The organism is Aminobacter carboxidus, from assembly GCF_014863355.1.
GTDB lineage: Bacteria > Pseudomonadota > Alphaproteobacteria > Rhizobiales > Rhizobiaceae > Aminobacter > Aminobacter carboxidus.
Map to the genome: position 1 here is coordinate 159,579 of NZ_JACZEP010000003.1, position 19,146 is coordinate 178,724.

The 19,146-nt window shown below is 61.9% G+C and carries 19 protein-coding genes; 18 read left to right on the forward strand and 1 reads right to left on the reverse strand.

The genetic code is table 11. The annotated features are described in order from the left end of the window. Positions 1 to 4: 4 nt before the first annotated feature. Positions 5 to 1,414, reverse strand: coding sequence for a MocR-like ectoine utilization transcription factor EhuR (ehuR, locus tag IHE39_RS12640; RefSeq protein ID WP_192566696.1), 1,410 nt, complete (start codon positions 1,412 to 1,414; stop codon positions 5 to 7). Positions 1,415 to 1,589: 175 nt separating this feature from the next. On the opposite strand from ehuR, the gene IHE39_RS12645 reads away from it, so the two are divergent. From IHE39_RS12645 to IHE39_RS12730, 18 genes are all read left to right on the forward strand, one after another. Beyond that, positions 1,590 to 2,798, forward strand: a complete 1,209-nt coding sequence (locus IHE39_RS12645) for an ABC transporter substrate-binding protein (protein WP_192566697.1) — start codon at positions 1,590 to 1,592, stop codon at positions 2,796 to 2,798. 115 nt (positions 2,799 to 2,913) lie between these two features. Beyond that, complete coding sequence (locus tag IHE39_RS12650; protein WP_184770403.1) at positions 2,914 to 3,774, forward strand: branched-chain amino acid ABC transporter permease; 861 nt, start codon at positions 2,914 to 2,916, stop codon at positions 3,772 to 3,774. Positions 3,775 to 3,781: 7 nt separating this feature from the next. Continuing rightward, on the forward strand, positions 3,782 to 4,816 hold the full coding sequence (locus tag IHE39_RS12655) for a branched-chain amino acid ABC transporter permease (protein ID WP_192566698.1): 1,035 nt from the start codon (positions 3,782 to 3,784) through the stop codon (positions 4,814 to 4,816). Next, positions 4,809 to 5,579: an ABC transporter ATP-binding protein gene (locus IHE39_RS12660; RefSeq protein WP_192566699.1), complete on the forward strand. Its 771-nt coding sequence runs from the start codon at positions 4,809 to 4,811 to the stop codon at positions 5,577 to 5,579. Before IHE39_RS12655 ends, IHE39_RS12660 begins: the two co-directional genes overlap by 8 nt. Then, positions 5,576 to 6,292: an ABC transporter ATP-binding protein gene (locus tag IHE39_RS12665; RefSeq protein WP_192566700.1), complete on the forward strand. Its 717-nt coding sequence runs from the start codon at positions 5,576 to 5,578 to the stop codon at positions 6,290 to 6,292. The genes IHE39_RS12660 and IHE39_RS12665 overlap by 4 nt, the downstream gene beginning before the upstream one ends. Positions 6,293 to 6,301: 9 nt before the next feature. Further along, complete coding sequence (locus IHE39_RS12670) at positions 6,302 to 7,045, forward strand: aspartate/glutamate racemase family protein (protein ID WP_192566701.1); 744 nt, start codon at positions 6,302 to 6,304, stop codon at positions 7,043 to 7,045. A gap of 44 nt (positions 7,046 to 7,089) precedes the next feature. Continuing rightward, entirely contained in the window at positions 7,090 to 7,998 is a 909-nt protein-coding gene (puuE, locus tag IHE39_RS12675; RefSeq protein ID WP_192566702.1) for an allantoinase PuuE, read from the forward strand. A gap of 25 nt (positions 7,999 to 8,023) precedes the next feature. Next, positions 8,024 to 9,271, forward strand: coding sequence for an allantoate amidohydrolase (locus IHE39_RS12680; protein WP_192566703.1), 1,248 nt, complete (start codon positions 8,024 to 8,026; stop codon positions 9,269 to 9,271). Continuing rightward, a complete protein-coding gene (locus IHE39_RS12685) occupies positions 9,271 to 10,533 on the forward strand; it encodes an ArgE/DapE family deacylase (RefSeq protein ID WP_192566704.1) in 1,263 nt (420 codons plus the stop codon). The genes IHE39_RS12680 and IHE39_RS12685 overlap by 1 nt, the downstream gene beginning before the upstream one ends. Positions 10,534 to 10,811: 278 nt before the next feature. Continuing rightward, complete coding sequence (locus IHE39_RS12690; protein WP_192566925.1) at positions 10,812 to 11,966, forward strand: transporter substrate-binding domain-containing protein; 1,155 nt, start codon at positions 10,812 to 10,814, stop codon at positions 11,964 to 11,966. A gap of 13 nt (positions 11,967 to 11,979) precedes the next feature. Next, positions 11,980 to 12,588: an ANTAR domain-containing protein gene (locus IHE39_RS12695; protein WP_184770411.1), complete on the forward strand. Its 609-nt coding sequence runs from the start codon at positions 11,980 to 11,982 to the stop codon at positions 12,586 to 12,588. Positions 12,589 to 13,090: 502 nt separating this feature from the next. After that, positions 13,091 to 14,338 (forward strand): transporter substrate-binding domain-containing protein, encoded by a 1,248-nt coding sequence (locus IHE39_RS12700; protein ID WP_184770412.1) that lies wholly within the window; start codon positions 13,091 to 13,093, stop codon positions 14,336 to 14,338. Between the two features lie 75 nt (positions 14,339 to 14,413). Continuing rightward, positions 14,414 to 15,304, forward strand: coding sequence for an urea ABC transporter permease subunit UrtB (gene urtB / locus IHE39_RS12705; RefSeq protein WP_184770413.1), 891 nt, complete (start codon positions 14,414 to 14,416; stop codon positions 15,302 to 15,304). Positions 15,305 to 15,329: 25 nt separating this feature from the next. After that, positions 15,330 to 16,445: an urea ABC transporter permease subunit UrtC gene (gene urtC / locus IHE39_RS12710; protein WP_192566705.1), complete on the forward strand. Its 1,116-nt coding sequence runs from the start codon at positions 15,330 to 15,332 to the stop codon at positions 16,443 to 16,445. 3 nt (positions 16,446 to 16,448) lie between these two features. Continuing rightward, positions 16,449 to 17,243 carry an urea ABC transporter ATP-binding protein UrtD gene (gene urtD, locus IHE39_RS12715; protein ID WP_184770415.1) on the forward strand — a complete coding sequence of 265 codons (795 nt, stop codon included), beginning with the start codon at positions 16,449 to 16,451 and terminating at the stop codon, positions 17,241 to 17,243. Next, positions 17,236 to 17,931, forward strand: coding sequence for an urea ABC transporter ATP-binding subunit UrtE (urtE, locus tag IHE39_RS12720; RefSeq protein WP_184770416.1), 696 nt, complete (start codon positions 17,236 to 17,238; stop codon positions 17,929 to 17,931). Before urtD ends, urtE begins: the two co-directional genes overlap by 8 nt. A 73-nt stretch (positions 17,932 to 18,004) precedes the next feature. Then, positions 18,005 to 18,457 carry an urease accessory protein UreE gene (ureE, locus tag IHE39_RS12725; RefSeq protein WP_192566706.1) on the forward strand — a complete coding sequence of 151 codons (453 nt, stop codon included), beginning with the start codon at positions 18,005 to 18,007 and terminating at the stop codon, positions 18,455 to 18,457. Further along, the gene (locus IHE39_RS12730) at positions 18,454 to 19,137 is read left to right on the forward strand and encodes an urease accessory protein UreF (RefSeq protein ID WP_184770418.1); all 684 of its coding nucleotides are present in this window, start codon (positions 18,454 to 18,456) and stop codon (positions 19,135 to 19,137) included. Before ureE ends, IHE39_RS12730 begins: the two co-directional genes overlap by 4 nt. The last annotated feature ends 9 nt before the right edge of the window (positions 19,138 to 19,146 follow it).

Here is a 19,146-nt window from a genome sequence, read left to right on the forward strand (position 1 = left end):
CCAGCTACACGTATCCGATCGATTGCAGATCCATGTGAGGTTTGGGCTGCGAGTTGAGCAGGCCCATCAGCCGATTCAGGCCGAGCGCGATCTGCGGCAGGGAGTGAGCCGCTCCCAGGCAGAGCCTGACGGCATGAGGGGCATGGTCGCGCTTGACCGCAAATGCGTCGGCGGTGATCACACGGACGCCCTCACGCAGGGCCGTCGCGGAGAAGGAATCCATTCGCCAGGGTTCCGGAAGCTGCAGCCAGAGATGATAGCACGACGTGGAAGCGTGCTCTGCATGCGGGCCGAGGATCCGGTGGGCCACTTCCTGGCGTTCATGCGCCTGATTGCGGTGCCAGGCGATCAGCTTGTCGGCGTACCCGTTTGCCATCCAGCTGGTTACCACGGCCGCCATGAACGGTGGCGACATCCAGTTGCTCATGGTGACGATCTCCTGGATGGAGCGGCTCAGCTTGGCCGGTACCACCAGAAAGCCGATCCGCAGTCCAGGGGCCATGCTTTTGGAGGCGCTGGTGAGATAGATGGTTCGCTCTGGAATGAGAGACGCAAAGGGCCGCGGCCTGTGCTCGGCCAGAAAGCCGTAGACGTCGTCTTCAATGATCCAGAGGCCGTACTCCTCGACGATCGCTGCAATCTCCCGCATCCGCTGTTCGGACATGGTGATCGTCGTCGGGTTCTGCAGGACGGGCATGCAATACAGGGCCTTCGGCCGCTTGGTCTCGCATAGTTCGCGGAGGGCTGCCGGGTCCAGGCCCTGGTCGTCCATTTGAACCGCTGCGAGATTGATGCCGAGTTGATGGGCAATGGCCCTTGCACCCGGATAGGTGAGTTGCTCCGTGGCAATGGCCTCGCCATGGCCAGCCAGCGCCATCATGCTAATCAGCAGACCGTGCTGCCCGCCATTGCAGATGATCACATTGTCCGGATGAGCCCGTATTCCGATGCCCTCCAGCCATTGTGCCGCGATGGCCCGGTGCGAGATCATCCCCGCGCTGGGCTGATAGGTGAGAAGCGCGTCAAGGGACCCTGACCGCGACAAATCCTTCAAGGTCGATCTGAGGATTTCGTCCGCTTCGCCAATGGCAGACAGGTTCAGCCCGAGGTCGATCACCTCCGGCTCGGGCTTCTCCGGCACCACCAGCCGGGTGATGTCGTCGCGATGGTTGTCGAAGTCGTTGATGAACGTGCCGCGACCGACCTCGCCGACAACGAGGCCTCTTAGCGCCGCCTCCGCATAGGCTCTCGCTATCGTTCCAACTGTCACGCCCAGTCGATAGGCGAGGTCGCGGTGTGGCGGCAGCTTTTCCCCGGGCTGCAGTTGGCCTTCGGCTATGCCGCGCTCCAGCGCATCACATATCGCCACGTAGATCGGCCCGGCGCCCTTTCTGATCTCCGGCTTCCAGTTCATGTGGCTCTCGCTACTTTGACACCATGTCAATGAAATAATTGACACCTTCTGGTCTCAGACTTACGCTCAAATAATAACAAAAACAAGGGAACATAACTGCGAAATCTGAGCATATTGAACCAATTGACACGGGTTCAATTGCAAATGAAGGACGAGTTTCACAATGGAGGACAAGATGATTTTGCGTCAGCAAAGACAAAGTGCCCTGCGCAAGGCGCTTATATTAGGTGCGGCTGCCGGAGCGTTGGCCTTTGGAACTTCGGCGCATGCCGAAGAAACTCTGAAGATCGGTGCGCTGGGTGTGATGAGCGGGCCGTTTGCCGGTTGGGGCGGCGTCATGTGCCAGACGTTCAAGTCCCGGGCTGGCATGTGGAATGACGATGGCGGCGTGGCAATCGGCGACAAGACCTACAAGGTCGAGGTCGTGTGTGTTGACGACAAGGGCGATCCCAAGGGCGCCCAGACTGGTGCCGAAAAGCTGGTGTCGGAAGGCGTTAAATACATCCAGGGGCCGAACACCGACTCCACGGCTGAAAGTGCGAAGACCGTCATGGAGGCGAACGGCACGATCAACATGCCCTACGCCTTCTCCAAGTCGCTCTACAAGGCGCCGGCCTCCCAGTCGATCCTCGGCATGGTCGCGTCCTACCAGGTTGGCCCGGTCATCTACAAATGGCTGATGGAAAACAAGGGCGTGAAGAAGATCGCGTTTGTTTCCGAAAACAATGCCGATCCGATCAAGCAGCGCGACGAGGGATCCGCCGGCGCAAAGGCGCTCGGCCTGGAGGTCGTCTCCGACCAGGAGACCTATGAGTCCGGTACGACGGACTTCTTTCCGATCCTGACCAAGGTGATCGGCACCGCGCCGGACCACATCGTCTTGTCAGGCGTTTCGCCTTCGGATGTCGGCCCTCTGATCAAGGCGGCGCGCGAACTGGGCTTCACCGGTACCATGAGCACCGAAACCGGGCAGGATCCGAAGGCCATCTATGAGGTGGCAGGCGATGCTGCGAACGGCTTCATCGCGGCCGGCGGCGCCAGTACCGAAGCGATCCGCAGTGACTTCATGGTCAAGTTCATCGATCGCTACACCAAGGACTGGGGCGAGTGGAACGATGTCGCCGGTCTTTTTGTCTATGGGCCCGAGATCATGATCCAGACGCTGCAGAGCGTCGGGCCGAAGGCCCTCGAAGACACCGAGGCATTCAAGGCATCCCTGGATGGTTTCGTCGGCAAGAACCCGTTCCTCAAGGACGGCGGCGAGTTGAAATATGTCGGCCGCACAGACTACGGCCAGGCGCGCCAGGTTTCGGTGCCGATTGTCGTGCAGCAGGTCGAAAACGGCGAATACAAGCCGCTGTTCGTCGGAAAACTCCCAGACTGACGAACCCGGGCGGCGGTCTGCCCCCCATGGCCGTCGCCCGCATTTCTTCGCAAGAGGTCCGCATGGCGCGGGCCCGGATGGGCGAAAGTGCCCGTCCTCGCACAGGAGACTTCGCATGACGCAGGTTATGCTCAACGCGCTTGTCGTCGGAACGACCTACGCGCTGATCGCGCTCGGCATCACCATCATCTTCAGCATCATGAAGGTGGTGAATTTTGCCCATGGTCAGCTCTACATGATCGGCGGGTTCGTCGTTTATTACTTCAATGTCGTGTTCGGGCTGCCGTTCTGGTTCGGCCTCGTCATGTCCTTCCTCATAGTCGGACTGCTCGGCGTGGCCATGGAACTGTTCCTGTTCCGCCCAGTGATGCTGCGCGTCAAACGCGAGGAGGTGACCATGCTGCTCGCGATGGGCACGGCTGTGTTCCTCGAAAGCCTGGCGCTGATCGTCTTTGGCGAGAAGCAGCGTGGGGTGCCGCCGATTGCCACCGGCATCGTCGAACTCTTCGGTGCCAGGCTGCCCACCGGACGCATCGTCGTCATCGTTGTCGCAGCGATGCTGATCGCCGCCCTGATGGCCTTCATCGGCTACACCAAGACCGGCCGGGCGCTCAGGGCCATGGCGCAGGATCGCGAAGCGACGGCCCTGCAGGGCGTCAATCTCAAATGGCTCTCCGCCATGGGCTTCGGTCTCGGCACCGGCCTTGCCGGCCTGTCCGGCGGCCTGCTCGTGGCGATCTTCGCCGTCCACACCGGCGCCGGCACGGCGATCTCGATCAAGGCATTCCTGATGATCATGATCGGCGGCGCCGGCGTGCTCTCCGGCGCCATTCTCGGTGGCTTCGTCCTGGGTTTCCTCGAATCCGTCGGCTACGCGCTGCTGCCGGGCTCGCTGACCTTTCTCATCATCTTCCTGATCGTGATCTGCTTCCTGATCGTGAGGCCGAACGGGATCATGGGTAAGCCCTGGGGCTGAGACGACCATGCAAAAGACAATCTCCATGCCGAACGTGAACCTGCCCCAAAGCGAGCAGCGAAGCTCCGCGCTGAAGCCCATCGGGCTGGGGCTCTTGATCGCGGCGGCCTATTTCATCGCCATTCCGCTGGTCTTTGGAGCCAACGGCTACCTGCTCAACGTGTTCACCACCATGGCCGCCGTCAGCTTCATCAGCTTCGGCGTCTGGCTGACCTTCGCCATTGGCCGCATCAATCTTGCCCAGGCGGGATTTGCGCTGATCGGTGCCTATGTCACCGCCATCCTGGTGTCGCGTCTCGGCGTCTCGTTCTGGATCTGCCTGCCGCTCTCGGGAGCCGTCGCGGCCCTGCTCGGCGGACTGATCGGCTGGCCGGTGCTGCGCCTCAAGGGTGTCTACTTCGCGATGATTACCCTGTGCATCACCGAGGCCTGCCGCCTGACCGCCCTGAGCTTTCCGGCACTCACCAGGGGCGCGCAAGGCATTGTCGACCTGCCGCTTCCAGGCGAACTGTCGCTGTTCGGACTGACCATCATTCCAGCCTTCGAAAAGGGTGCGCGGCTGCCGTTTTTCTATCTAGCCGGCACGCTGATGCTGCTCGGACTCGGGTTCATGTGGTTGCTCGATACCAGCCGAGTCGGTGCGGTGTTCCGCTCGCTCAGGCAAAACGAGGATCTCGCTTCCAGCCTGGGGATCAACGTCGCCAAGTACCGCGTCGTCGCTTTCATGGTGAGCTGCTTCTACGCGGGCGTTGGCGGCGCCTTCTTCGCCACGCTCCAGCAGAACGTCTACCCGACCACCTTCCAGGTCCTCGATAGCGTCTACTTCATGGTCTACTGCTTCGTCGGCGGCCTGGAATTCGTCATCGGTCCATTGGTCGGGGCGCTGGTGATGATGAGCAGCTTCGAATTGCTGCATGAGTTCCAGCGCTATCAGACCGTCATCTTCTCCGGGCTGATGATCCTGTGCATCCTGTTGATGCCGAACGGAATCCTGAGCGTCGTCAAACGCTCCGGCAAGCCGGAGGAGGCAACCAATGCTTGAAGTTCGCGGACTGACCAAGATCTTCGGTGGGCTGACGGCAGTGAAAGATCTGAACTTCACGCTGGATGCAGGAGAGATCCTTTCCATCATCGGTCCCAATGGCGCCGGCAAGAGCACCTGCTTCAAGCTGATCGCCTCCTTCCTCACCCCGACTACTGGCACCGTCCGTTTCAACGGCAAGGACATTACCGGTATCGGACCGCATGCGGTGGCTCGCCACGGCATCGTGCGGACGTTCCAGGAAAACACCAGTTTTCAGGACATGACCGTGCGCGAAGCGGTGCTGCTCGGTTACCAGAAGGACTGCAAGGCCTCGCTGGCCGGCATGATCTTCCGCTCGCCACGAGCCAGGAGAGACGAGCGCGAGGCCGGCGACTATGCCGATCACGTGCTCGACATGCTCGGCATGACAGGCCTGGCCAATACGGTTTCGGCGGCCTTACCGCACGGCATGCTGCGCAATCTCGGCATCGCGGTGGCACTCGCGGCCAGACCCAAGCTCATCCTGCTCGATGAGCCGTTTGCCGGCCTGAACTCGGATGAGACCAAGCGCGGCGTCGAGCTGATCCGCAAGATCCGCGACGAGGGCGTCACGCCCATCCTGGTCGAGCACGACATGACCGCGGTCATGTCGGTCAGCGAGCGCATCGTGGTTGTCAGTTTCGGCAGCAAGATCGCCGAGGGAACGCCGGCTGAGATCCAGCAGAACGAGAAGGTCATTGAAGCCTATCTCGGTGCCGAAGACACGGAGATCGGGCTATGAGCGCGCAATTCTCGATCCGGGACCTGGCTGTGTCCTATGGCAGGGTTCGCGCCGTGAAGGGCGTCTCCCTGACCGCCGGCGAGGGGCAGATCATTTCCCTCATTGGCGCCAACGGCGCCGGCAAGTCTTCCATCCTTCGCGCCATTACGGGTCTGACCGCGCCTGAGAGCGGCGAGATCTGGTTCGACGGCGAGCGGATCGACGGCAAGGGACCCGACCAGATCGTGGCGCGCGGCGTGGCAATGGTTCCGGAAGGGCGGCGTATCTTCCCGTTCATGAGCGTACGCGACAACCTTTTGATGGGAGCATATCGCCGCAAAGACAATGCCGGGGTCGCGTCGGATCTCGAAGGCATCCTGACGCGGTTCCCTCGACTGCGTGAACGCATCAGGCAGCAGGCCGGCAGCCTGTCCGGCGGCGAACAGCAGATGGTGGCGCTCGGCCGCGCGCTGATGTCCAAGCCGCGGCTTTTGCTGCTCGACGAGCCGTCGCTCGGCATCGCACCGATCATCGTGCGCGAGATTGCCCGCTTCATCACCAGCATCAACCGAGACAACGGCGTCAGCGTCATTCTTGTCGAACAGAACTCGCGCATGGCGCTCAAGCTCTCCAGCCACTCTTACGTGCTCGAGACAGGCAAGATCGCCTTGTCGGGGCCGTCGCACGAACTGGCCGAGAATGACGACGTTCGTCGTGCCTATCTCGGCGGCTAGGGGCAGGTCATGAAGATCGAGATCATCAACCCGACGACCACCGCGGCCTTTGCCAGGAAAAACCTGGTGGCAGCGCAAGGCGTCGCCTCGCCGGGCACCGAGATCCTGTCCGTGTCGGTCAAGAGCGGGCCACCGTCGATCGAAAGCCACTACGACGAGGCGCTGAGCACGATTGGCATCCTGGAAACGATCCGCGAGGGCGAGGCAGCCGGCGTCGACGGCTACGTCATCGCCTGCTTCGGCGACCCAGGCTATCTCGCCGCTCGCGAGATGGCGCGGGGGCCGGTGATCGGCATTGCCGAGGCGGCCTTCCATGTCGCCAGCATCGTGGCGACCCGATTCTCGGTGGTAACCACGCTCGCCCGCACCAAGATCATCTGCGAGCACCTGCTGCAGGTCCACGGCTTCGAACATCAGTGCCGCAAGGTCCGGGCTTGCGGGCTTGAGGTTCTCGAACTCGAGGAGACCGGCATGGCGGCCTGCCGCGACATCGTCGAGGAATGTCGCCGTGCTGTCGCCGAAGACGATATCGGCGCCATCGTGCTCGGCTGCGCCGGCATGGCCGACCTGGCCGTGCATATCCAGGAGCAGATCGGCGTTCCCGTCATCGAAGGTGTCACCGCCGCAACCAAGCTGGTCGAAGGCATCGTTGCCCTGAGGCTCGGGACCAGCAAGTTCGGCGACCTTGCCTATCCGCTGCCCAAGCGGCTGAGCGGATCAGTCAAGCATCTTGAAATAGCACCACGCGACTAGGCCGCCGTCAGGCTCCGTCCGGATCAGGTAGAAAGGATCGAACAATGTCTTACCCCCGCGATATGGTCGGCTACGGCAATCGACCGCCGATGGCCAACTGGCCGAACGGCGCCAAGCTCGCGCTGCAGTTCATCGTCGCCTTCGAGGAGGGTTCGGAAAACTGCGTCCTCCACGGCGATGCCCATTCGGAGAACTTCATCTCCGACATCATCGGCGCACCACAGCTCTTCGGCGTGCGCAACATGAACATGGAGTCGCTCTACGAATATGGAACGCGTGTGGCGTTCTGGCGGGTGTTCGACGAGTTCAAGCAGCGCGGTATCAACACCACCGTGCTGGCGAACGGCCTGGCGCTGCAGCATTACCCTGAAGCCGGCAAGATCATGCACTCGCTTGGCCACGAGATTGCCAGCCATGGCTGGAAGTGGATCGACCATCAGTGGATGGGCGAAGACACCGAACGCGCCCAGATGAAGCTGGCCATAGACACCATCACGCGCGTGACCGGCGAACGACCGGTCGGCTGGTACACCGGCCGCTGCAGTCCCAACACGCTCAAACTGGTGGTCGAGGAGGGCGGCTTCCTCTACGATTCCGACACTTATGCCGATGACCTGCCCTATTGGGAGAACGTCAACGGCAAGCAGCACCTGCGTATCCCCTACACGCTCGAAGCCAACGACATGCGCTTTGTGGCGGCTGCGGGCTTCAACTCCGGCGACCAGTATTTCACCTATCTCAAGGATACATTTGACGTCCTCTACCGCGAGAGCGACAGGACCCCGCGGATGATGTCGACCGGGCTTCATCTGCGCATCGTCGGTCGTCCCGGGCGCTGGGCGGCCTTCCTGCGCTTCCTCGACTACGTCCAGAAACATGAGGGCGTCTGGATCTGCCGGCGCGATGAAATCGCCCGCCACTGGCATAAGCACCATGCACCTGAGCGACAGTAGAGGCGCAGCGGCCCGGGAACGCATCATGTCGAACTATCTCAGCGAAACCGACGCCGGGCAGCGCATCATGCGGCGCTGCGACGAGCTTGGCAGCATCAGCGTGCCGGGTGCTGGCGTGACGCGATTTTACCTTTCGCCGCAACACCGCTCAGCCGCCGAGACCATTGCCGGATGGATGCGCGATGCCGGTATGGACGCGCGCATCGACGAGGCGGGTAACGTCGTCGGCCGTTACCATTCCGACAGCGGAGGTGGCCCCTACCTCGTCACCGGCTCGCATATGGACAGCGTCGTTCATGCCGGCCGCTATGACGGTCCCCTCGGCGTGCTGACCTCGCTCGACTGCGTCGCCGTGCTCCATGGCCGTGGCCGCCGCCTGCCATTCGGCGTCGAGGTCGTCGCCTTCGCCGACGAGGAGGGCACCCGGTTCAGGACGACGCTTGCCGGAAGCCGGGCGATCACCGGGCAGTTCGGCGACGACCTGCTGGACGCAACGGATGCCGACGGCCACAGCGTTCGCGAGGCAATGGTCGCGTTCGGGCTCGATCCAAGCGCCGTCGGCAATGCTGCCCACCGCCCCGACGAGGTGATCGGTTACGTCGAGCTGCATATCGAGCAGGGCCCGGTACTGCAGGCGGCCGACCTGCCAGTCGGCGTGGTGACCGCGATCAGCGGACAGACGCGCGCGGTGATGCGGCTGAATGGAGCGGCCAATCATGCCGGCACCGTACCGATGGGCATGCGCAAGGATCCGCTTCTGGCCGCAAGCGAAATCGCGCTCGCGGTCGAGCAAATCGCCTCTGCCTATCCGGACACGGTCGGCACCGTCGGCTTCATCAAGGCGGAGCCCGGATTGATCAACGTCATTCCAGGCGAGGTCTCGCTGACGGTCGACTTGCGTTCGCAGGTCGACGGCATTCGACACGCCGCCTTCGACGAGCTTGGCATCGCTGCCGGAAACATCGCGGCGCGGCGCGGCGTGGAGATCAAGATCGACACGATACTCGATCTCCATTCATGCCCGTGCGCATCCGATTTCGTCGACCGCATCGCGACCGCGGTCGAAGCGGCCGGGGTGCGGCCCCTGCGCCTGCCAAGCGGCGCCGGCCATGACGGCATGGCGATGAGCACGATGACCGGCATCGGCATGATCTTCGTCCGTTGCAAGGACGGCATCAGCCATTCGCCGGAAGAGTCGGTCACTGCCGAGGACGTCGCAACGGGAGCGGCCACGCTCCTGCATTTCATCGAGAATTTTCAGGGAAGACCCTAATGGAACCGAACCCCATCGCAAAAAGTCCCGGCCTCGGTTCGGAGCGCCTGCTGGATTACGTCAGGGCGCATCGCGACGACCAGGTGCGGATGCTGGCGGAACTCGTCAAGGTGCCGTCTGACAATCCGCCCGGGGACTGTGCGACGCATGCCGATCGCGCTGCCCAGCTCTATGAAGCCTTGGGCTTCACGGTCGAGCGGCACAAGGTGCCCGACGCGCTGGTCGCGAGCGTCGGCATGATCAGTGCCACCAACCTGATCGTCCGGCACAGCTTTGGTCCCGGCCCGACCATCGCGCTCAACGCGCATGGCGACGTCGTGGCACCTGGCGAGGGCTGGACGGTCGATCCCTATGGCGCCGAGGTCAAGGATGGCTGGATGTATGGCCGAGGCGTCGCGACCTCGAAATCTGACTTCGTCACCTACGCCTATGCGCTGTTGGCGCTGCGCTCGCTGGGCGAGAAGCTGTCGGGCACGATCGAAATTCACTTGACCTACGACGAGGAGGTTGGTGGCGACATCGGGCCGCTCTACCTTCTGCAGCAAGGGCTGACCAAGCCGGATTACGCGATCTGCGCCGGCCTCTCCTACGGTGTGGTCACTGCCCATAATGGCTGCCTGCATCTCGACATCGATGTCCGCGGCAAGTCTGCCCACGCGGCACGGCCTGAAACCGGCATCGATGCGCTCGAGGCTGCAACCCACATCCTGAGCCGGCTCTATTCGATGCGCTCAGGCTTTGCTGAGCAACGCTCTTCGGTCGAAGGCATCACCACGCCGTCGCTGGTCGTCGGGCTGATCTCTGGCGGCATCAACACCAATGTGGTCCCCGACAAGATCGCGATGCGCGTCGACCGCCGCATGATCCCGGAAGAGGACGGCCCGGCGGTGGCGCGCGACCTGATCGCCTTCATTGAGGCCACCGCGCGGGAGATGCCGGGCGTCGAATGCCATGTCCGCCAACTCATGCTGGCAAACCCGCTGAAGCCGCTCGAGGGACAGGAGCGCCTGGCTGGCGCCTTGCAGCGGCATGCTTCGGAACTCGTCGGCGAGACCGTGCCGACGCATGGCGTGCCCCTCTACACAGACGCGCGGCACTACAGCAACGCCGGCATTCCGACCGTGCTGTACGGCGCCGGCCCGCGGACGATGCTCGAGGCCAATGCGCACCGCGCTGATGAGAAGCTCAGGATCGATGACCTTGTCCTGGCGACCAATGTCGTGACGCTGGCCCTCTATGACATGCTCACCGGAAACGCCTGACGGTTGATGGCGCAAGCCGCCTGAATATGGCTGATGGAGGCGGTCCGCCGATCGCCTTCTTGCCGGCTATGGCAGGGAACGTACGGCCCCAACTCATGGACACTCTCGGCCTGCGTAGTCGGGCCGCAGAGCCCGCGTTGCCTTTCCCGAGCGGTCAGGATATCTCTGTGGGATTGGAAACAGTGGCGTTTCCCAAATCTCCCAAAACAGACTCCGCCCGGCTCGCGCCGATGACTGGGTATATTGTATCGACCGGCTCAATAGGTGGCTTATATCGCATGGCGAATGGTGACTGGCGGATTGGCGTCCTGTTTTCCAACAGCGGAGTGACCGCGGCAGCAGAAACGGCCGAAGCGAACGCGACGCGCCTTGCGATCGAAGAAATCAACGCGGCGGGCGGCGTTCACGGGCGAGGGATAAACGCCGTCTTCTACGATCCCGGATGTTCGGCCAAGAAATACCAGGAGCTTGCTGTTCGCCTGCTTGCCGAGGACGGGATCAAAGTCATTTTCGGCTGCTACATGTCGTCGGCGCGAAAAGCCGTCCTGCCGGAGATCGAAGCCTATCGCGGCATGCTGTTCTACCCGACCTTCTATGAAGGGTTCGAATACTCCACCCGCTGCTTCTATACCGGTTCGTCGTCGAACCAGAATGCGGTCCAGCTGGCGCGCTACCTGATCGACAATTATGGCACCCGGTTCCTGCTGGTCGGTTCGAACTACGTCTTTCCTTACGAGTACAATCGAGTCGTCATGGATCTGGTGACCAGAGCCAAGGGCACCATTCTCGACGAGATCTATGTGCCCGTCGAAGCGGTGCCCAAAGATTTCAACCGTGTCATCAAGCAGATCGGCAAGCTGAAGCCGGATATCGTGGTCTCAACTGTGGTCGGCACCGGCGCTGTCATGCTTTACGAAGCCTACAAGCAGGCCGGCTTCGACGTCGCCACGATGCCCATAGCCAGCCTGACGACGACCGAAGCCGAAGTCGCCGAGATGGCGCCTGATATCGCGGCGGGGCACCTGACCTCGGCGTCGTTCTTCGAAACGCTTGATACACCGCAGGCACGGCGGTTCGTTTCAGCCTACAAGCGGCGTTTCGGCGCCGATGCGCCTGTCACGGCAGGTGCAGAGGCTGCCTATTTTCAGGTCCATCTTTACGCCAAGGCACTGGAACTGGCCGGCACGGACGAGCCGGAAGCGCTGGCCAAGCATCTCGCCGGGCTGGAATTCGACGCGCCGCAAGGGCGGGTACGCATTGACCCCGACAACCACCACACCGAGCTGTGGTCACGCATCGGGCGGGTCAACGCGGAAGGCAAATTTGACGTCATCTGGCAGTCCGAGACGCGGATCAGGCCGGATCCTTATTTCGTCACGGCCTCATTCGATGATTGGATGAGCAAACCCCATCAGCTGAAACGCAAGGCGTAGCGGATCGTTTTCGGTGCCAACCAGGATACTCCAGGACCTGAAAGGCTTGCGCGTCCAAGTCATCCATCCGCCCGATCAGGCGGGGCTGGCGCTGGTCGAGCATCTCAGGCGCATCGGCTGCAGCTGCGAGACAACCTGGCCGTTGCCAGATGCGATAAATCCTTCGGCGGTGGTCGTGCTGGTTTCGATCGAGCAGGAAAACCGCGACAAGATTCTCAGCCTGTTCCGGCCGGTGCAGCCGTCCGATCCGGCCCTGGTGGCGGTGGTGACCTACGAGGATCCGAGCACGTTGCAGGTGGTGCTGGAATGCGGGGCACTTGCGGTCATCGAGCGCCCGATCCGCCCGTTTGGCCTGCTGACCAATCTGACCATCGCGCGCGCCCTCTGGCTCGAGCGGCAGAATGCCAGCAAGCGTATCCGCAAGCTGGAGAGAAAGCTGGCCGGCAACAACCGCATCCTGCGTGCGAAGAGCATTCTGATGGAAACGCAAGGGCTTAGCGAGCAGGACGCGTATGAGAACATTCGCCGGCAAGCGATGGCCAAACGCGTTCCGATGGACGATCTGGCGAGCGCGATCATTAACGCGCATGAGCTCTTGACGTTCAAGGATATGCGTGACTAGTATGAAACATAATTGACGCCGGGTGAAGCTCGGATGTCGATACGGTGTGAGACAATGTGGTCCGCACCGAGTGGCTATGTAGCCCGCAGACTCCTCATCGGAGTTGGCGGGCTTTTTTGTTTTTCGGCTTCCGACAAGGCCGTTGGCAGCTGTTGGTTCGATTTGCAGCACTTCTTGACGCTCGTTGGTCAGCGCATGCGAACGCGTGCGCGACATCGCCTTTGCTCGGCGGCGGCTCACCTCGTTTCGGTCGGGCCTGTCGTCTCCTGCCTGGGAGGTTATTGCGATTGTAGAAGAATACATCGGTAAGATATCTGATAATTGGCAACTTTTTGACTGTGCACAGGTAATGCGAATAACAACTTTGCGCAAATTTTGTATATAAGAAAAATATACTGAAAAGATATTGCATATTATAATTTTCTAATACAGCCTGGACGTGGTCGCGAATGGGGCGGCTTCACAAAAAATCAAACGCACAACGATGCGAACAGGAGGACCAATGAAGAACCATGATAGACGTACCTTTTTGAAGGCGTCGGGTCTCGCGGCCGTCGGGCTGGCGGCACCAGCGATCCTGCGTCTCGGCGACAAGGCCTGGGCAGCTGACGAGATCCCCGTCGGCATCATGTATTCGCTGACCGGGACCACGGCGATCGTCGAGAAATCGATGAACCAGTGCGCCCAGATGGCAATTGATGAAATCAACGCCAAGGGTGGTGTCCTTGGCCGCAAGCTGCGCGCGATCATCGAGGATCCGGCGTCCGAACCGCGCATCTACAGTGAAAAGGCACGCAAGCTGACGATCGAGGACCAGGTTCCCGTGATCTTCGGTTGCTATACAACCGCCAGCCGCAAGGCGGTCTTGCCGGTCGTTGAGCGGCGCAAGGGCCTGCTCGTTTGGCCGACCTGGTACGAAGGCGAAGAGTGCTCCAAGAACGTGCTCTATGCCGGCTCGGCGGTGCCCAACCAGCAGTTGGAAAATTCGTTGCCATGGCTGCAGAAGAGCCTGGGCAAGAACAAGGTGTTCATCGTCGGTTCCGATTACGCCTTTCCGCGTGGCATGGCCAAGACGTCGAAAACGATCTGCGAAAAGATCGGCATGCAGGTGGTCGGCGACGAATACCTGCCGCTCGGCCACACCGAGTGGGCGTCGATGGTCTCCAAGATCGGCTCCAGCGGTGCCGACGTGATTTTCTCCAACGTGGTGGGTGACTCGATCGTCGCCTTCTATCGGGAGCTGCGCAACCAGGGCTACGACTTCGACAAGCTGCCCTTGTGCGCCTCGACGACGACAGAGGTCGAGATCAAGGCGATGGGGCCGGAGTATGCGCTCGGCAGCTACGTCTCGCTGCCCTATTTCCAAACGGTCGACACACCTCAAAACAAGGTGTTCGTCGAGGCGTTCAAGGCTTATGCCGGCGCCGATGCCGTGACCCACGCCGCAATGGAGGCTGTCTACATCGGCGTCAACATGTGGGCGATGGCAGCAGAAAAGGCCGGCGACCTCGCACCCGAGGCGATCATCGCCAGCGCAGGTGGGCTGTCATTCGATGCGCCGCAGGGCAAGGTCACGATCGACCCCGACAACCTGCACAGCTACCTGACGCCGCGCATCGGCAAGACCCGCGCCGATGGTCTGCTCGACATCGTCGACCAGTATGCCGAGCCGCTGGTGCCGCTGCCTTACTCCAGCGTCGGCGAGACGGCCGACAAGCGGGTCTGCACGACAAGCGGGGCAACGCTCTAGTCCCGAAGTGCCAGCTGTGCCGGCGTGGATTTTTCGCGCCGGCACGAGCCCCCGACCAATGCGGATGGAAGCGGTATGGAAACTTTTGTCATCGGACTGAGCATCGCATCGATACTGTTCATGGTCGCCCTCGGCTTGGCGATCATCTACGGCACCATGAGCGTCATCAATCTCGCCCATGGCGAGATGGTGATGATCGGCGCCTACACCACTGTTTTGGCGACCAAGCATCTCGGCTTCAACATCTATCTCTGCCTGCCGCTGGCCTTCGTGGTGACGGCGACATTCGGACTGATCATCGAGCGCACCGTCGTGCGCAGGCTTTACGGCCGACTGCTCGACACGTTGCTGGCGACATGGGGCATCGCGCTCATCCTGCAGCAGCTGATCCGCATTCACTTCGGGCTCGGGCTGTTTGGTATCGAGATCGAAGGGCTTGGTTCCGACCTCCAGAACGTGCCGGTTCCCGCCGAACTGCAGCAGGCCATTCGCCTCTTCGGTGCCAACATCCCGGTCTACCGAGCTTTCGTATTCGCCGCCGCGCTGGCATTGGGCGCCGTAACCTGGCTTTTGATGTTCAGGACGCGTTTCGGCAGCCAGTTGCGCGCCGTTTCGGTTGCCCGCAACACCGCCGCCGCCTGCGGCATCAATGACAAGCGCGTCAACATGCTGGCCTTCGCCTATGGCTCCGGCCTCGCCGGCATTGCCGGCGTCCTGGTGTCGGGGTTCAAGACCGTGTCGCCCGACATGGGCACGCCCTATGTCGTCGACGCCTTCCTCGTCGTCGTTGCCGGTGGTGTCGGCCATCTGCTTGGCACCTTCGCCTCGGCAGGCATTCTCGGCGAGGTACAGAGCTTCGTCGCCACCTGGGCAAACGACGTCTACGGACGGACGGTCCTGTTTGCCGTCGTGATCTTCATTCTCCTGTTCAAGCCTCAGGGCCTCTTCGTCACCAAGAGCCGCTGAGCTTGGCTGCAACATGGACGAGCGCATGACTTACCGCACCGCTTCCATCATCGCCTACGTCGTCTTCTTTGCCGTTGTGCTTGCGCTTCCGCTTGTGCTCAACAGCTTCTGGACCAACCGCGTCGCGATCTACCTCGTCTATTCGATCTGCGCGATCGGCATCAGCATGTCGTGGGGCTATGCCGGCATACTCAGCCTCGGCCAGGGCCTGTTCTTCGGCATGGGCGCCTACATGCTGGCGATGTCGCTGACCCTCGCCGTACCGGAAAACAATCCGGTACCGCAGCTCATGCTGCTCAACATGGAGCCCAATGCGGTTCGCGACTTGTGCTGTGTCACGACAGGCTCGTTCTTGTGGATTCCGTTCCGGTCGATCGCGGTCGGCATGATCGCGGGGATCGTCGTGCCGTGCATCCTGGCCGCCGGTATCGGCTACGTGATGTTCAAGCGGCGCACGACAGGCGTCTATGTCAGCATCATTACGCTGGCCTTCGCGCTCATCGGGCAAATGCTCATCGTCAACAACCAGCCGCTGACCGGCGGCTTCAACGGTCTGGCCGATCTGGCACTGCTGGAGATCGCCGGCTTCGAGTTCGACCCCTACGGCCCGAGCGCCTATTACGCCGTCGCCTTCACGTTGATCGCGGTAATCCTGCTCGCCCGCTACATGCTGACAGGACGCATCGGCCAGGTGCTCAAGGCCATTCGGGAGGACGAGGCGCGGGCTCGCTACCTCGGCTACGATGTTGAGAACTACAAGCTTTTCATCTTCTGCGTCTCGGCCGGCGTGGCGGGCCTGGCGGGGATGTTGTTCACGCTTACCTCGGAATTCGCCACGCCGTCGCTGATGGCGACGTCACTCAGCATTTCGATGGTGATCTGGGCTGCGACCGGTGGCCGGGCGTCACTGCTTGGAGCGTGTATCGGTGCCTTGATCGTCAATTTCGTCGGTTCGCTTGCCAGCGAAAGCGCAACCTTCCAGCCGGTGTGGCCGATCATCCTCGGCCTGCTCTTCGTCTTCGTGGTGCTGTTCATGCCGAACGGAATCGCCGGGATTTTCAAGGCCTTCATCGAACGCTCCGGCAATGCCGGCAAGGCCGAGGGCTTCGCCGAGACCAAACTGTCCGCAAGGGAGGTGTAATCGATGAATGCCGTTCATAGGGCATCTCAAGTCGCGACCGTGTCGGCCGCGCCCATCTTGCGAACACAGAAGCTGACGGTTCGCTTCGACGAGTTTCCCGCCGTGCGCGAAGTCGACCTGTCGATCGCCGACGGCGAGCTCAGGGTGATCATCGGCGCTAACGGCGCCGGCAAATCGACCTTGCTGGACCTGCTGTGCGGCAAGACCCTGCCTTCCGAGGGCGAGATCTGGCTGCGCGATCGCAACATCACCGGGATCGGCGAGGCTGCAATCGCCCGCAGCGGCGTCGGGCGCAAGTTCCAGACCCCGACGGTCTTCAAGGACATGACGGTGCTGGAAAACCTGCAAGTGGCGAGCAACCGTCGCGTCCGCGTCTTCCAGAACCTGTTCGACCGGGTGAAACCAGGTCCGAGCGACAAGGAGATCGCCGTCGCCGAACGGACCGGCTTGCTCGGCTCGATGAAGCGCCGGGCATCGGAACTCTCGCATGGCCAGCTGCAATGGCTCGAACTGGCGATGGTGCTCAGCCAGGACCCCAAGATCATCCTGCTCGACGAGCCGGCCGCCGGCATGACGGCGGCCGAAACCGACAAGACGGCCGAACTCCTGCTCGATCTCGCCGGTGGCCATACGGTGCTGGTGATCGAACACGACATGGCGTTCGTTCGCCGCATCTGCCGGACGATCACGGTGATGCACCAAGGGGCCGTTCTCGCCGAGGGAACCGCGGAGGAGATCGAACACAACCCCGCAGTAATCGAGGCATATCTTGGATCGGCGACGCTCAGCCATGCTTAAGTTCAAAGACCTCAATGTGTTCTACGGAACCAGCCACATCATCCACGATCTCAACCTTGAAATCCGCAAGGGCGAGGTCTTCTGCATCATGGGCCGCAACGGCGTGGGCAAGACGACGCTGCTGCGCAGCCTGCTCGGCATCAGCGTGCAGACCAAGGGCGCCATCGAGTTTGAAGGCACCGACATCAGTCGCGATCTCACCTATCAGCGGGCGCGGCGCGGCATCGGCTACGTTCCGCAGGGGCGTGAGATCGTGCCCGGGCTCAGCGTGCTCGACAACATCCTGCTCGGCTGCAACGCGCGCGCCGATGGCCAGTCGTCGGTGCCGCCACTGGTGTGGACGCTGTTTCCGTTCCTGAAGGATCATCTCAACCGGCGCGGCACCAACCTGTCGGGCGGTCAGCAGCAGCAGCTGGCAATTGCGCGTGCGCTCGCGACAGACCCGAGCGTCCTGGTTCTTGACGAACCGACCGAGGGCATCCAGCCCAACATTGTCGAGCACATCGAAGAGGCGATCATGTCGCTCAACCGGGATTATGGTTTGACCATCATTCTCGTCGAGCAGAAGATACGCTTTGCGCGCACCGCTGCGCATCGGTTTGCAATCCTTGAAAAAGGTCAGATCGCAGCGGCCGGTCAAACCGCCGATCTCAGCAATGAACTGATCCACAAGCACATGAGCTTGTAGCGCCGCCGCGTGTTCACGCCTGTCCGATATCCGATCATGCCCGCCATGGGTTCAGTGCAGAAAGGTAACTGAGATGCTTCGAATTGAAAGCGTACTGGGGAGCCGCAGGGATCCTGGTTTGCACGAGGCGATCCACCATCTTGAGCATCACCATGCGGTGGAGTTCGTCACCATTGCCGTTGGCGACCTCGACCGGCGGCGGCTGATGGCGCGGACCGACAAGGGCGAGGAGGTGGCCATCACCTTGCCACGCGACCAGAAGCTGCATGACGGCGCCGTGCTTGTGCTCGACGATCATCGCGCGGTGATCGTGCGCGCCGGCGAGCAGCGCTGGCTGAGGTTCAGTCCGCGCTCGGCCAGCGACGCACTGGAGCTCGGCTATCACGCCGGCAATCTTCACTGGCGTGTCCGCTTCGACGGCGAGGACCTGCTGGTCGCCCAGGACGGTCCTGCCTCGGCCTATGCCGCGCGCATCGAACCACTGCTTTCGGGCGGTCGTGTCGAGATGAGCGAGGTGGCGGAATGAACCACCCATCGGTGCAACTGCTCGTCGCTTTCCAGCACGCCGACGGACAGTTCCCTTCAGGCGGATTTGCCTTCTCGCAAGGGCTCGAGGCGTCGTCTTCACTTGCCGGGAAGCTGGGCGTATTCGAGTTCGCCGGTTTCGTCGATACCCAGATACGTCATCGCTGGGCCAATGCCGACCGCGTCGCCCTGGTCCGTGCCCACCGGCTTGCCGGAGATCTCGACGCACTTGCCGAACTTGACCGCGAGGTCGAGGCCTCGACCTTTGTCGAGGGGCTGCGGTCGGGTTCGCGCCGCAACGGCACGGCTCTCCTGACCACACATGGACGCTTGGGAACGAAGGGAGCAGCAGCCTATCGCGCGATGGTTCGCAATGGCCAGGCCTGCGGTCACCTCGCTGTTGTCCAGGGTCTTGTGTGGCAGGCAGTCGGCCTCGATGAGACGACGGCTGTCGCGATCGGCGGCTACCAGATGGTCGCCTCGCTGGCGACAGCTGCTGTGCGGCTCGGCTTGATCGGCGCCATCGACGCGCAGGCTTCGATTGCCCGGGCGCTACCCGAGATCGAAGCGGCGGCTTGCAGGCCCTTAGCCGACGATGAGGCGCTGCGTTCGTTCACGCCACTTTGCGAGATCGCGGTGGCCATGCACGGCACTTCCGGCCAGCGCCTGTTTTCGAATTGATGAGGAGCA

Coding starts and splice junctions, on each gene's coding strand:
- IHE39_RS12700 (WP_184770412.1), top strand. CDS start 13,091: ATGAAGAACCATGATAGACGTACCTTTTTGAAGGCGTCGGGTCTCGCG.
- IHE39_RS12680 (WP_192566703.1), top strand. CDS start 8,024: ATGTCGAACTATCTCAGCGAAACCGACGCCGGGCAGCGCATCATGCGG.
- urtE (WP_184770416.1), top strand. CDS start 17,236: ATGCTTAAGTTCAAAGACCTCAATGTGTTCTACGGAACCAGCCACATC.
- IHE39_RS12670 (WP_192566701.1), top strand. CDS start 6,302: ATGAAGATCGAGATCATCAACCCGACGACCACCGCGGCCTTTGCCAGG.
- IHE39_RS12660 (WP_192566699.1), top strand. CDS start 4,809: ATGCTTGAAGTTCGCGGACTGACCAAGATCTTCGGTGGGCTGACGGCA.
- puuE (WP_192566702.1), top strand. CDS start 7,090: ATGTCTTACCCCCGCGATATGGTCGGCTACGGCAATCGACCGCCGATG.
- IHE39_RS12665 (WP_192566700.1), top strand. CDS start 5,576: ATGAGCGCGCAATTCTCGATCCGGGACCTGGCTGTGTCCTATGGCAGG.
- IHE39_RS12685 (WP_192566704.1), top strand. CDS start 9,271: ATGGAACCGAACCCCATCGCAAAAAGTCCCGGCCTCGGTTCGGAGCGC.
- IHE39_RS12655 (WP_192566698.1), top strand. CDS start 3,782: ATGCAAAAGACAATCTCCATGCCGAACGTGAACCTGCCCCAAAGCGAG.
- IHE39_RS12650 (WP_184770403.1), top strand. CDS start 2,914: ATGACGCAGGTTATGCTCAACGCGCTTGTCGTCGGAACGACCTACGCG.
- urtD (WP_184770415.1), top strand. CDS start 16,449: ATGAATGCCGTTCATAGGGCATCTCAAGTCGCGACCGTGTCGGCCGCG.
- IHE39_RS12645 (WP_192566697.1), top strand. CDS start 1,590: ATGATTTTGCGTCAGCAAAGACAAAGTGCCCTGCGCAAGGCGCTTATA.
- IHE39_RS12690 (WP_192566925.1), top strand. CDS start 10,812: ATGGCGAATGGTGACTGGCGGATTGGCGTCCTGTTTTCCAACAGCGGA.
- IHE39_RS12730 (WP_184770418.1), top strand. CDS start 18,454: ATGAACCACCCATCGGTGCAACTGCTCGTCGCTTTCCAGCACGCCGAC.
- urtB (WP_184770413.1), top strand. CDS start 14,414: ATGGAAACTTTTGTCATCGGACTGAGCATCGCATCGATACTGTTCATG.
- ehuR (WP_192566696.1), bottom strand. CDS start 1,414: ATGAACTGGAAGCCGGAGATCAGAAAGGGCGCCGGGCCGATCTACGTG.
- ureE (WP_192566706.1), top strand. CDS start 18,005: ATGCTTCGAATTGAAAGCGTACTGGGGAGCCGCAGGGATCCTGGTTTG.
- urtC (WP_192566705.1), top strand. CDS start 15,330: ATGACTTACCGCACCGCTTCCATCATCGCCTACGTCGTCTTCTTTGCC.